This is a genomic window from Microcoleus sp. PH2017_28_MFU_U_A, from assembly GCF_020738035.1.
Taxonomy (GTDB): Bacteria; Cyanobacteriota; Cyanobacteriia; order Cyanobacteriales; family Microcoleaceae; genus Microcoleus.
Genome location: NZ_JAEQCX010000046.1, coordinates 48,770 through 61,609, shown reverse-complemented (window position 1 = coordinate 61,609; position 12,840 = coordinate 48,770). Strand labels below are relative to the sequence as shown.

Sequence of the window (12,840 nt, the reverse complement as noted above, 5' to 3'; positions counted from 1 at the left end):
CGAAAGTTTAACCAGTCGGGTTTATTTTATTTTGAGCTACAAATGACTGTCAAAATCGGATTTGCCAATCAATCTGCTGAAAGTTGCGATCGTTCGATCCAAACTCGTCTGTTAAAAGCTTCCTGAATAAATGAGGAATAATTGTACAGGCTGAAATTAGCTGTAAACTGTTTTTTCCTGTTTCGGCAGTGACTTTGACAACGATCGCTCCAAAGTACAGTACCAACTGCTGATTTTTTAGACGATCGCCCCATCGGCTGGCAAACTTGCTGCAAGCAATCCGCCACTCTAGCTGAATGCTGCCACCAATGGTGCCAGTTACCATTGATTTTTGCTGGCAGATTATATAGCTGACGGTCGATCGCTCTTTAGTAGATGAGGCCCCTATCTAAAATTGTCACAATCCGAGGGAGCATTGTTGTATCAAAAAATTCATATTGGGCTAGTTTCGTGGAATAAATTCTGTAGCCGTTACATAAATCCTACCCAAAGCGACCCAAAATTAGGCAATGTTGGATGCCTCGGGGCTTCGTTTACTTCCTGCTTCATCCTGGTAGTGTCGGCACTTGTCCAGTCCACAGGCTAACCCCGCCTAACTGACGGTTTTTGACAAATTGATTGCCGCATTTAAGTCGCGGTCAATCTTAAAACCACAATGGCTGCATTCAAACATTCGCTCACACAGAGAGAGTGTTTCTTTTTTGATTCCACAATTAGAACAGGTTTTTGAGCTTGGGAACCAACGGTCAACTATTACCAACTTTGAACCGTACAACTTGCACGCTCTAGGTTAACTGGCGGCGGAACTCAAAGAAACCCATATCAGCAACTGATGCAGCCAGTTTATGATTAGCCATCATCCCGGATACATTCAAATCCTCTATAACTATTACACCGTGGTTTTTGGCAAGTAATGTCGTTAGTTTGTGCAACGTATCTTTACGGATGTTAGCTATCTTTCTATGCAATCTAGCTATTTTAAATTGTGCTTTTTGCCAATTACTCGAACCGATGACTTTATGGCGACTAAACCATTGCATCCTTGAGAGTTTTGCTGCGTATTTTTTGTAAGATTTAGCACCTATAACTACTTCACCTGTTGAGAGAGTAGCCAATGCTTTAATACCGAGGTCAACTCCTACAATATTTGTTTGGCATGATTCTTGTTGTTCTACATCAAACCTGAAACTGATAAACCACCTGTCGGCAATCCGGGATATCGTGCAAGATTTAGTCAATACTTGCGGTAACTTTTCATAAGTTTTAATGACGCCAATTACAGGAACTTGGATTTTGTTGCTCGCGCTGATTTTGACTGTTCCTTCTAATGTGAAAGAATCTCCCCTTCCTTTTTTCTTAAACTTCGGTACGCCAGCAGTCTTTTTAAAACACCGTTTCCATGCTTCTCGCAATGCTATTAATGCGATCTGCGGTGTAGATTTGCTGCACTCGTAATACCAAGCATTCTCTGATTTTACCATAGCTACTAACAGTTTGTGCAGGTCAATAGCTGTAGGAGATTTGAGTTTTTCGTTGGGGTTTGCTTGATTGTGGTCGAGAATGTTTTTGGTCAACCACAGTCCCCAATTCCAAGCGTGACGAGCTACCCCGCAATGTTTGGCTAGCAGTATTCGCTGTCGGGCATTAAGTTTTAATTCGGTTTTAAATCCGAGTAGCATGGCATTCCTTTATTTGGCTCGCGGCATATATTTCTTGCTTGCACTGTCTGATTGTGACCAATATCAGACACCGCAGCAAGTATGGAAAATCTAACAGAAGACAAAAGCTACCCACGATCGGGCGCATATGGGCAACTTTGTCTAACAATCTAGTTACAGTTTTTCGCCCTGCTGTCATTTTGGCAAAAATTTGGGTCAGGGCGTACCAAATGTGGCCAGCAAGTCTGGTAAAATCCCGATCGACACTCGGCCCAGGCCCGACATCAAACAGCCCACCCCAGCAAACAATTCATCGTCGCTACATGACTGATTCTTCCGTACTTACAACACCAGATATATCCGCAGCTTCAACTTTGACAGCGGACTCTCCCCTGTGGCCAGCCCTGCTGCAACAACTGTTAGACAGACAATCTCTTTCGCACGTCCAAGCTGCCGACTTAATGCAGGGATGGCTGGCAGAAGCCATACCCCCCGTGCTTTCAGGAGCCATTTTAGCAGCCCTCCAAGCCAAAGGCATCTCGGCCTCAGAATTAGCAGGAATGGCTCAGGTATTGCAGTCTCAGTCCCTGACGGGCGAGTCCCAGAGCGTTGTCGATCGCCAATCTCCCATCTCGAATCTCAAATTAATTGATACTTGCGGCACAGGCGGCGATGGTGCGTCCACATTTAACATTTCCACTGCTGTAGCCTTTGTGGCTGCTGCGGGCAAAGTTCGAGTCGCCAAACACGGAAATCGATCGGCATCCAGCAAAGTCGGTTCGGCTGACGTGTTGGAAGCACTCGGAGTCAACCTGGGCGCCGATCCTGCCAAGGTAAAAGCTGCGGTAGACGCTACGGGCATCACCTTTTTATTTGCGCCTGGGTGGCATCCCGCACTTAAGGCTGTAGCATCGCTCCGACGCACTTTGAAGGTGCGGACTGTTTTTAACCTTTTAGGGCCGCTCGTCAATCCTATGCGCCCTACAGGGCAGGTAATCGGGGTGTTCGATCCCAGTCTGGTATCAACTATTGCCCAAGCTTTGGGCGAGTTGGGAACTGAGTTGGCGATAGTCGTTCACGGCCGAGAAAAGTTGGATGAGGCGGGTTTGGGTGATGTGACGGATTTGGCGGTTTTGTCGGGCGGCCAGGTTGAACTGACAAGTTTGCATCCGGAACAGGTAGGATTGACGCCAAGTGCGATCGGCTCGTTAAAAGGCGGAAATGTTGAGGAAAACGCCGAGATTTTGAGCAACGTGTTGCAAGGCAAAGGTACAGCAGCACAAATGGATGTTGTAGCTTTGAATGCGTCTTTGGCTTTTCAGGTGGGAGGTGTAATTCCGATCGGTTCCCACGCAGCAGGAGTTACTTTGGCCAAGGAGATTTTATCGAGTGGTGAATCTTGGTTGAAGTTGCAGCAGTTGGTGGAGTTTTTGCGGTGAAGGAATAAGTTCGGCAACGAGCAATGTGCGGGATTTAACGGATTAATCAAGGTACAAGGTACGTAGTTGGGCTTTAGCCCTCTATACAGGTATGTTGAAAGAGGGCTGAAGCCCAACTACGTACTTATTTCCATGATGACAAGAAAAGCACCCTGCTTTTTAAGGGGGATGCGAGGGAAATCTGTGGGTAACAAAAAGTGTTAAGTGAACCGTATTGCGTTACATCTGTTACATAATCCGCTGCCGAACTTCTCTCTATGAGCGCGAGCGAAATTCAATCACATCTTGCTTAATAGTCACATCTTTATTACCAAAAAAATCGTGACCGAGCAGCCCAATTTCTAGTGCTGGGGAGATGGGTACAACTATATTATTAATCGCCAAACCGCCAGCTTCAATTGAAGTAAGACTGCCGAGAGAAAAAGTAGCCTCTCCGTTCGGAGTTTTTGCTTGCACGGTTCCTTTAGGAACTATCCCCAAAGCGGTAGCCATTGCTGGTGTAATGACGGTGCGGCTGGCTCCCGAATCCACCATCATCTCAAACTTTTGTTTGCCATTAAAGGTGACTTCTATGACTGGGATATTAGCTTCTCGGCGTTTAATTTTGACTAGAAACACTCCCGACTTGGTATCAGGCGAAGCAGGCGAAGCAGGCGAAGCAGGCGAAGCAGCGGGAGTCGATTCTTGAGGGAGAAAACCGCATACCGATCGACTCAAGCTGACAGTTTGACCGCTGGAGTTCCGCATAAAGCATCCCTCGCTCTCTTGAGCTGTCGCTCGCGAAGAGTAGACGGCGGTGTCAAGTAAAATTGAGCTGCTCAGAGAAATAACTGCTGTTAAAGCCAGTAAAGGTTTCCGCAGGTTTTGAGGGTTCAGCAGAGGCTTGATTGAATTGGAGGATAAAGGTAAGGGAGATTGGCCGATCATAATTTGATTAAACGGTTTAGCTCGATCGTAACAACGACAACTGCCTTTTGGCATAGATAGCCCTGGACTCCGGCACCAACACATTCTGCCTCGGCTGGCACAAATTCCAATAATATCTGTATATTGCCGGCTAGCATCAAATCCCAGGCAGTGGTAAGAATTAAACCAAACGACTGTAATTTAAGGATGCCATGTCACTTTCAACTGCACAACCCGCTCTCCTAGTCCTAGCTGACGGTACTGCTTACCGCGGCTGGTCTTTTGGCGCTGACGCCACCGTCGTCGGCGAGGTCGTATTCAACACGGGAATGACGGGCTATCAAGAAGTTTTGACCGATCCGAGCTATTGCGGTCAAATTGTCACTTTTACTTATCCAGAATTGGGCAATACCGGGGTAAACCTCGAAGATGAAGAATCTTCGCGGCCGCAAATCCGAGGTGCGATCGCCCGTAACGTATGCAGCCGACCCAGCAACTGGCGCTGTTCGCAATCCCTGCAAGATTACCTAAAACAGTACGACATCCCAGGTATTTACGGCATCGATACCCGCGCCCTGACTCGCAAAATTCGCACCGTAGGAGCCATTAACGGCGGCATTTCGACCGTGATTCTCGACCAGGCGGAGCTTTTGGAGCAAGTCCAAGACGCCCCCAGCATGGCCGGGCTGAATCTGGTGAAGCAAGTAACCACCCGCGAGGTTTACGAGTGGTCTGAAGCCACAGATGCCGTATGGGAGTTCAGTCCGACAGTTAAGCCGGATAACGGCAAAATGTGGACGGTGGTAGCCCTAGACTTTGGCGTCAAGCGCAACATCCTGCGTCGTTTGGCGAGTTACGGCTGTCGGGTAATTGTTGTACCCGCCGACACGTCAGCCGAGGCAATTCTCAAGTACAACCCGGATGGCATTTTTCTGTCCAACGGGCCTGGAGATCCTTCGGCGGTAACGGAAGGGATCGCGACGGCGAAAGCTTTGTTGAAGTCGGACAAACCTGTGTTCGGCATTTGCATGGGACACCAGATTCTGGGCATTTCCTTGGGTGCGGAAACTTTTAAACTGAAGTTCGGGCACCGGGGATTGAATCATCCAGCAGGTTTAACTCAGCAGGTAGAAATTACTAGCCAAAATCACGGTTTTGCGATCGACCCTGATTCCCTAGTCCCGGAAGTAGAAATTACTCACCTCAACTTGAACGATCGCACCGTAGCCGGATTGAAGCACAAAACCTTACCCCTGTTCTCAGTCCAGTACCACCCAGAAGCCAGTCCGGGCCCCCACGACGCTGACTATTTGTTCGATCGATTCGTCCAGTCAATGCGAGACAATCAGAAAGTACCAGCTTAGTCATTGGTCAATAGTCAATAGTCATTAGTCATTAGGAAACATGACCGATTACCAATGACTGATGACCTGTTTGGCCAATGACCTGTTTGGCCAATGACCTGTTTGGCCAATGCCCCATGCCCCATGCCCCATGCCCCATGCCCCATGCCCCATGCCCAATGACCCATAACTAAAAAACTGTAGACAAAATACCAAAAAACTCCTATAATGAAGCCTCGACTTTAAGCCATACCTAGCTAGGAGGGTGTCATTCCTGAGTCATTGACCCTGACCGTTAGCCTCAGAGGCACTCGCGAAGTCAAGAATAACCATCAGTTATTTCGCTTGACTGGCCTGCTGGACGCTTTTTCTGAGGCCACTTTTCGGAAGGTACTAAGCAAATGTATTGACGAGGGCCCAAAACACGTAATTTTGGACTTGTCTCAGATAGATTTTGTGGATAGTTCAGGCTTGGGCGCACTTGTGCAACTTGTCAAGAAAGCCCAAACCATGGAAGGGACATTGCAAATTGTCTCAAATCCCCGCGTAACTCAGACTGTTAAACTGGTTCGCTTAGAGAAATTTTTGTCTTTGCAGCCTTCGGTTGATGAGGCGGTAAAAAACGTCAAGGATGCTTGACGCTACAGTGGGTTTAATTCGCTATCCGGCGATCGATGCTGGATAGCAAATTCTTATGGTTGTGCCGCGAGTTTTCAGCTCGCTTGTCTGTAGAAGATCTCAGTTTCTCACAGAGCACACTCCTGTGAAAGCTATAATTATCTGAAGTGACAAAAGACGAAATAAGTAAGTGTAGAAAAGCCAAGCTGTGCCGAAGTTTTATTTAAAAAAGTATGTCGCCGATCGCCGATGACAACCCAAAGCTGAGTCTGACAGATCTCGGTTTAGATCGAATCCATCCTCCGAGGGCGACACCCGCAGAAATAGAAAGAATTTCGCCCGCAGCATGGGCATATTTGGGGGATGCAGTTTACGAACTCTACATTCGGAGTTCGTATTTAATGCCACCGAGAAGATTGCAAGCTTATCACGAATTGGTGGTGGGGCAAGTACGAGCAGAAACTCAAGCGCGTCACTTGCGATCGATCTCTCCTTACTTGAACAGTACAGAATTAGCAATTGTCAAGCGCGGCCGCAATGCCGTATCGGGCCGTTCTAAGCGAGCAGATCCAGAAATATACCAACAAGCCACCAGCTTAGAAACGTTGGTTGGATATTTGTACCTGACAGACCCCGAAAGATTGACCGAAATTTTGGGATTTTTAGAACTTGATACTGAAAGTATTTAGCCGAAATTTGGGAAGAGTGAGGAATTAATTGATAATTCTGGCACGGTTAGCCTAAAACAGCAAAAAGCTCGCGAAGACAAACAAGATTGATATGTCGATCCTTAGCAAGTTAAGCAGCAGTAAAATCCTTGCTCCCTCAATCTAACATCTAAAATCTCAAAGCCCTAAGATTGCTCCCTCAATCCTAAATCCCAAATCTAAAATCTAAAATCGTGTTGACCACAACAAACAAATGAGAAAATTTACTAGACCAAACTCCTCGCGATCGAATTCCGACAGCAAGCCCTGGAGCAGCGAAGGCCGCCGTCAGGACTCACAACCGTCCTCTGCCAGATTTGAACGCAAGCCCCGTCCCGACACTCGCCCAACAGACGCCCCTCAAAAGCGATCGACCTTTTCGCCCCAATCCCGAGAAATGCCCGTGCGAGCAATTTTCAAACGGAGAGTCGATTCCGACAGCCAACCCACCGGCAGAAATAATTTCCCCGACAGAGACAGAGACGGAGACGGATACAGCAGCCCGCGGCCAGCCCGCAACAATTTCCGAGACAGAGACAGCAGCCCGCAGCCAGCCCGCAACAATTTCCGAGACAGAGACGGCAGCCCACAGCCAGCCCGCAACAATTTCCGAGACAGAGACGGCAGCCCGCAGCCAGCCCGCAACAATTTCCGAGACAGAGACGGCAGCCCACAGCCAGCCCGCAACAATTTCCGAGACAGAAACAGAGACAGCAGCCCGCAGGAATCCCGGGGCAATTATTACAAAGACAGAGACAAAAACAGAGACAGAGATAGTAGCCCGCCGGAATTCCGCGGCAACCATTTCCGAGACAGAGACAAAGACAGAGACACTCGCCCGGTAGACACGAACTCAAATACAGTCGTGCAGCCAGACGCAGACACAGATGACATGATTTACGGCCGCCATGCAGTGCAAGCAGCCTTAGAAAGCAACCAAGTCCTGAACCGAATTTGGGTTGTCCCGCACCTGCGCTACGATCCCCGCTTTCACAGCTTGCTAACCGAAGCCAAGGCCAACGGCAGCATTATCGACGAAGTTGACGATTTGCGCCTCGACTACATCACGCGCAAGGCAAACCACCAAGGCGTAGCCGCCCAAGTATCAGCTTACGAATACCTGGATTTGAGTGAACTGATCGCACAGGCTAAGGCTGCTTGTGCAGATCCCGTAATTGTGGTAGCCGAAGGACTCAACGACCCCCACAATCTAGGGGCGATTATTCGCACCGCAGAAGCATTGGGAGCTCAGGGGATGGTGATTCCGCAGCGACGGGCAGTTGGGATTACCTCGGCAGTGAGAAAAGTGTCAGCCGGCGCATTGGAAAGCCTGCCAGTGGCAAGGGTTGTGAATCTTAACCGGGCCTTGGAAGAATTGAAAGAGGCTGGATTCTGGATTTACGGCACAGCAGCAGGCGTGGGTGACTCATTAGAGACAATCAACTTCTCCGGGCCGACTGTTTTAGTTGTGGGCGGTGAAGCCGACGGTTTGAGCCTTTTGATACAGCGCGGATGTGATGGATTAGTTTCAATTCCTTTAAGGGGAAAGACTCCTAGCCTGAATGTCTCGGTAGCAACGGGAATGGCTTTATACGAAATTTACCGCCAGCGCGGGCCGAAAAAATTTCACGTCCACGGATAGTCAAATTGGTTGAAAAAAACAGCACAACAGAGTAATTTATGTAAGTAGCTAAAGCCTGGTTATCGGTGTCTCTAGCTACTGAGACCTCACTACCAAAATATCGAGTAGAATGTCACCTGAGAAAACACCTAATATGTACTCAAATTAGAGCCCAACTGCATAACAAACAGATAACTCTGAGGATAAAGCACTTTGGTTATTCCCAATAGGTAAGCAACTACGGTGATGCAAAAATATGCGAATGCCGCCAAAACATTGAGCGGTAGTACCCTCCGAACAAGTAATAATACATCGGCCGCCGTTACGGACAGGCGAAAGTAGAAGGGGCCTTCTCCCTACTTTCCAACAGGAAATCGACACCAATCTATTTAGATATTGACTTTAAATAGGTTTGGATTGTTTCTTTGTAGCATTAAAGCCGCGTAAATAACAAAAGCGCAGGCGTTGCCCGCAGCACCCTGAAAACACCGTTAAATACATTAGAAGAAAAGCAGATGAAAGAACTCTTGATTAGCTTGCTCAACTTTTTCGGATTGGCTTGGTGGGTTGAAGTGAAAACTTCAGCGCCGCGGTGTATTTACTATTTTGGCCCCTTCTTGACGGCTCAAGAGGCGGAATCTGCAAAAGCAGGATATATAGAAGACATAGAAAATGAAGGTGCAGAAGGTCTGAGTGTTTCCATTCAGCGCTGCAAACCTATTGCTTTGACGGTTGCAGATGATTTGGGAAAGTTTGGTGAGGGAGGGTTGTTGCCTGTTTTGAGCAGCCAGTAGCAGCAGGAATTTTGAGTTTTGAGTTTTGAGTTGTCAATTTAAATCCGGCAATATCGGAATTATACCCTGCAAGGGAACCCCGATCGCCATTTGGGACGATCGCACTGTTTAACTCGGATGCCAACGCCAACGATATAGCTTCAAAACTCTAGACGGTTGGATGATTGATTGCTTCTAAAAATTCAAAACTCAAGACTCGGAATTGCCAACTGCTTGGGGGTGACTCTCAATCCACCGATCGATATCTGTGACTACCCGATCGGGAATTTCCCAAGGAAATAAGTGGGCTGTATTGGGATAGCACTGCCACTGACTGTCCTGAAGGTGGCGGGCTGTTTCTAAACTGGATGCTGAGGTGATATGTCGATCGCCCTCTCCGGCCAACACCAAGCACGGACATTGAATCTCGCCGAGTTGTGGTAAGCGATCGTATCCGGCTCTGAGAGCGGTATTTAACGCCTTTGTAGCCTTGTGGGAAGTCTGGAGGTAGGCGGGAGTACCTGCTGCGGCTAAGTAGCGGTAAGGGGTGGCTGTATGCTGCTGGATCAAGTAGCGAAAGAGCGATCGCCTGCCAAAAGTATCAATATTCCACTGCCAACCGGGTACCACCCAGTTGATAATTCCGGCTAAACCGGTGTAAAGATTATCTTGCCAAGAAATGGGCGGGTGACTTCCGCGCGGTTTGGCGGCGGATGCGAGGAGAATCAAACCGGTGACTCGCTGGGGATATTTCATGGCTAATTCCAGGGCTAAAATGCCTCCCAAAGACCAGCCGATGACTAAAGTGCGATCGACCCCTAATCGGTCTAGAAGTGCTTCTAAATCAAGCAAGTGGTCGGTCATTTCAAAGGAATTTGAGGTGCGACTGTTGCCATATCCGCGCAAGTCTGGGGCGATCGTCCGAAACCGCTGTGATAGGTGTTCTGTGAAGACAGACATACAATCGCCGGAACCTGGATGGCCGTGCAAGCAAAGGATCGGAAATCCTTCGCCTTTGACGGAAACGTTGAGTTTTGTGTGGGACATTTTCTGATTTGGCGATTATATAAATCTACGTTATTAAGGTACGTAGTTGCGCTTGGGCGCTCTTGTCTATATGAAAGAGCGCCCAAGCGCAACAACATACCTAATGATATTAATCGCACTTTAAACCTGCCGCAGCCGCTGTCGGATACTTGACGGGAACAAAAGCAAGGCCTAACTGCTTTCCGACAAAGAGTTCTTCATTGAGCGGAGTTCCTTCGATGTATTCTTGAATTAAGTAAAAATTTCCATTTTCTGGAAAGCGATGAACCTAGGAGTGCACTCGCACTTATAGAGTTCCTCCAGGGCTTTAGCTTCTTTTTCAAATAGTGCTTTTGCTCCTTGCAAAACTTGCGAATCTTTAGATTGAGGAGGCAAAATTTCCTTGACTACACAAGGAGAATTTTCTAGTTGCTTTAAATCCTTAGCTGTATAGGTAATCGCAAACCCTCCCCGCCCCAATTTTTCGATAATTTCGTAGCGATCGCACAGAATATCTCCTGGATTCAGGCACATAAATTTTTAACAACTTTTCACATTTTTAAAAGCTGGGATTATTACTAATATAATCGGCAATTTTAGCAATAGACTGGCGGATTTGTAGATCGCCACTGGTGCGGCTGTCTATCACAGTCATCACGTAGGCTTCGCCATCAATGTTCATCGCTAAAGTTGTGCCTAGCACCAGGGAATTCTCCCCGGTTTTTTCGCCCAACCACTGAGCTTTAGTTCCTTTCAAGGCGGCAAATCCCAAAGCGCGATCGTACTGCTGGTTGAGAGTTTCCACTAACAGTTTAGCGCCCGGTGTTTCGCCGTTGTAAATTTGCACCATCATTTCGGTGAGTTCGTTAGCAGTTACGCGGTTGGGCCCGGAACCGGGGTTGGCGGGCATAGTTTTTTCCCCCATTAATTTGAAGTTCACGCGGGTGACTTGGTAGCCGCGATTTTCTAAGAATTGATTGATGTAATCGGAACCCAAATAATCGATCAGTTGATTGGTGGCGATGTTGCTGCTGCGATCGATCATTTCTTCTAACAGTAGTTGTACCGGGTAATTGCGATCGGACAAAATCTTTGTCGATGAGTCTTCGGTGAAATTGCCCGGATCGACGAATACTTCATGGTTCAGACTGATTTTTTCTTTGTCGAGTTTTTGCATCAGGGCGACAGCTATCGGCACTTTAATTAAGCTGGCCGGGCTGATAGGAGGCACATCGCCCCGGAGGTTGACGCACTCTCTAGAAAGGTGGCAAATCCCGATCGACGCTTCATTCGACAAACCGCTTGAACGGGCAACCTCTGCCAAAAAATCGGATTTTGCTTGCTGGACTTGAGAGGTTGCTACGGTTAAATTTTCCCGGTATTCTTGAGCTTTGGAGGCTGTGAGGGGAGCTAAAAATGAATTTTGGGGAACTTCTTGTAAGTTGTTTAGGGCCTGGTGCCACAAAAATTGAGTTTGCTGCGAAGATTCGATCGACTGATTTGACTTCCCTCCCGTTTCTACGGCTCGGTTGGCTAAACGGACTGCTTGCTGTAAGTTGTCGTTAGATCTCTGTTCTACTAATATTTGAACTTCCACCTCTTGCAACTGCTGTACCAATTTTTCTTGAGAATTGCCGGCGAAGGGAACTAAGCCAGAGAGCAGGGTTGGTTCTGGGGAGGGTGAGGCGGGTTGTTCTAGTTGGGTGACGAGCCGATCGCGAATTTTGTAGAGTTCGTCTAGGGAACGCGGATTAGATGATTGAGCAAGTGAACTGGCGATGGTTAACACCTGAACCAGTCCGATGCTGGCTGCTACTGCCGCCATCTTGTTTGCGATCGACAAAAAACGGCTGAACCCTGGCATACTCGACATCCTCAACACAACCAAATTCAATCTAATCAGCTATTATTGCACGATTCAAACGATTTTAGATTTTAGATTTTAGCCGTAGCCGTAGGGTGCGGATACATCGACAATCCTCCACAAAGAGCGACAATCGATCGAGCGACGCACTTTTTCTTTTCAGGAACTCCAGGCAACAACCCTCCGTTTCACTCCGCCCAACATTTTTGTGGTAGCAAGCTTGTTGATAAATACTATCAGGTGCGTCGCCACAAAATTGTGGATTTAATTTAGGGATTTTTCATGGATCCACACCCTACGAATACTGACAACTGACAACTGACAACTGCCAACTGCCAACTGACAACTAACAACTGCCAAAATAAAGGGAGCGATCGCACCCAATGGCGATCGACCCCTTTAAAATATTGCGAACTATCTACTTTCTGCGGCGGCGCCGCCAATCAACACCCAACCGCTTGAGATAATCCCAGCCGCGTTGGGGCCAAACATGAGCGCTACCAGTCTTTTCAGCAATCCAGCGAGCTACTTTGGGGCCTGTCCAGTCTCCGCCGTCGGGGGCGGGGCCTTGGAGGGCTTGTCGCAGTTCTTCTTGCTGTTCGGGGCTCAGCAAGGATTTGGCAGGAGGGGGCTGGCGGTCTCCGCTGCGGTTTCTCACAGAGTTAGGCCCTTCTCGGTTGTAGCGCTGGACAATTTCTTTGGCGTAGTCGTAGTTAATCCCTACGACTTGGGCTGCTTGTTTGATAGTCCAATTTCGGGAAACTAAGAGTAGCAAGTGCCAGCGGCGCGACTCTGTGGTGTTTTGTGCCTGCCGGTAGCGAATTTTGAGTTCCTCTGCCGTCAGGTGAGATTCTAAGTGAGCTTTAGGTGGCATTCCTCCAACGG

Annotated in this window: 14 protein-coding genes; 6 read left to right on the top strand and 8 right to left on the bottom strand. The window is 48.0% G+C overall.

The window, feature by feature from the left end:
* Window positions 1-49 precede the first annotated feature (49 nt).
* The 3 genes from JGK14_RS11525 to JGK14_RS11515 all read right to left on the bottom strand — a co-directional run bounded on the left by JGK14_RS11525 (window position 50) and on the right by JGK14_RS11515 (window position 1,679).
* On the bottom strand, window positions 50-325 hold the full coding sequence (locus tag JGK14_RS11525) for a hypothetical protein (RefSeq protein WP_293174912.1): 276 nt from the start codon (window positions 323-325) through the stop codon (window positions 50-52).
* A 267-nt stretch (window positions 326-592) separates the two neighbouring features.
* Complete coding sequence (locus JGK14_RS11520; protein ID WP_325315075.1) at window positions 593-760, bottom strand: transposase; 168 nt, start codon at window positions 758-760, stop codon at window positions 593-595.
* A 25-nt stretch (window positions 761-785) separates the two neighbouring features.
* The gene (locus JGK14_RS11515; protein WP_325315074.1) at window positions 786-1,679 is read right to left on the bottom strand and encodes an RNA-guided endonuclease InsQ/TnpB family protein; all 894 of its coding nucleotides are present in this window, start codon (window positions 1,677-1,679) and stop codon (window positions 786-788) included.
* Between the two features lie 302 nt (window positions 1,680-1,981).
* Here JGK14_RS11515 and trpD point away from each other — a divergent pair, with 302 nt between their 5' ends.
* Window positions 1,982-3,097 carry an anthranilate phosphoribosyltransferase gene (gene trpD, locus JGK14_RS11510; RefSeq protein ID WP_293175013.1) on the top strand — a complete coding sequence of 372 codons (1,116 nt, stop codon included), beginning with the start codon at window positions 1,982-1,984 and terminating at the stop codon, window positions 3,095-3,097.
* A gap of 255 nt (window positions 3,098-3,352) precedes the next feature.
* Here the strand turns inward: trpD and JGK14_RS11505 are convergent, their stop codons facing one another.
* Complete coding sequence (locus tag JGK14_RS11505) at window positions 3,353-4,078, bottom strand: retropepsin-like aspartic protease family protein (protein ID WP_293174902.1); 726 nt, start codon at window positions 4,076-4,078, stop codon at window positions 3,353-3,355.
* A 137-nt stretch (window positions 4,079-4,215) separates the two neighbouring features.
* Between JGK14_RS11505 and carA the strand changes: the two genes are divergently transcribed.
* The 5 genes from carA (at window position 4,216) to JGK14_RS11480 (ending at window position 9,086) form a co-directional block, all read left to right on the top strand.
* Window positions 4,216-5,367, top strand: a complete 1,152-nt coding sequence (gene carA / locus JGK14_RS11500) for a glutamine-hydrolyzing carbamoyl-phosphate synthase small subunit (protein WP_293225558.1) — start codon at window positions 4,216-4,218, stop codon at window positions 5,365-5,367.
* A 261-nt stretch (window positions 5,368-5,628) separates the two neighbouring features.
* Window positions 5,629-5,985, top strand: coding sequence for an STAS domain-containing protein (locus JGK14_RS11495; RefSeq protein ID WP_293155451.1), 357 nt, complete (start codon window positions 5,629-5,631; stop codon window positions 5,983-5,985).
* Window positions 5,986-6,197: 212 nt separating this feature from the next.
* A complete protein-coding gene (locus JGK14_RS11490; RefSeq protein WP_293174896.1) occupies window positions 6,198-6,653 on the top strand; it encodes a Mini-ribonuclease 3 in 456 nt (151 codons plus the stop codon).
* 232 nt (window positions 6,654-6,885) lie between these two features.
* On the top strand, window positions 6,886-8,313 hold the full coding sequence (rlmB, locus tag JGK14_RS11485; protein WP_293225556.1) for a 23S rRNA (guanosine(2251)-2'-O)-methyltransferase RlmB: 1,428 nt from the start codon (window positions 6,886-6,888) through the stop codon (window positions 8,311-8,313).
* A 494-nt stretch (window positions 8,314-8,807) separates the two neighbouring features.
* Window positions 8,808-9,086 (top strand): DUF1816 domain-containing protein, encoded by a 279-nt coding sequence (locus tag JGK14_RS11480; RefSeq protein WP_293174890.1) that lies wholly within the window; start codon window positions 8,808-8,810, stop codon window positions 9,084-9,086.
* 189 nt (window positions 9,087-9,275) lie between these two features.
* On the opposite strand, the gene JGK14_RS11475 is transcribed toward JGK14_RS11480, so the two are convergent.
* From JGK14_RS11475 to JGK14_RS11460, 4 genes are all read right to left on the bottom strand, one after another.
* On the bottom strand, window positions 9,276-10,112 hold the full coding sequence (locus JGK14_RS11475) for an alpha/beta fold hydrolase (protein ID WP_293174887.1): 837 nt from the start codon (window positions 10,110-10,112) through the stop codon (window positions 9,276-9,278).
* 231 nt (window positions 10,113-10,343) lie between these two features.
* The gene (locus JGK14_RS11470) at window positions 10,344-10,625 is read right to left on the bottom strand and encodes a hypothetical protein (protein ID WP_293174884.1); all 282 of its coding nucleotides are present in this window, start codon (window positions 10,623-10,625) and stop codon (window positions 10,344-10,346) included.
* 25 nt (window positions 10,626-10,650) lie between these two features.
* Window positions 10,651-11,955: a serine hydrolase gene (locus JGK14_RS11465; protein WP_325315073.1), complete on the bottom strand. Its 1,305-nt coding sequence runs from the start codon at window positions 11,953-11,955 to the stop codon at window positions 10,651-10,653.
* Between the two features lie 418 nt (window positions 11,956-12,373).
* The gene (locus JGK14_RS11460; protein WP_293175010.1) at window positions 12,374-12,829 is read right to left on the bottom strand and encodes a helix-turn-helix domain-containing protein; all 456 of its coding nucleotides are present in this window, start codon (window positions 12,827-12,829) and stop codon (window positions 12,374-12,376) included.
* Window positions 12,830-12,840 lie beyond the last annotated feature (11 nt).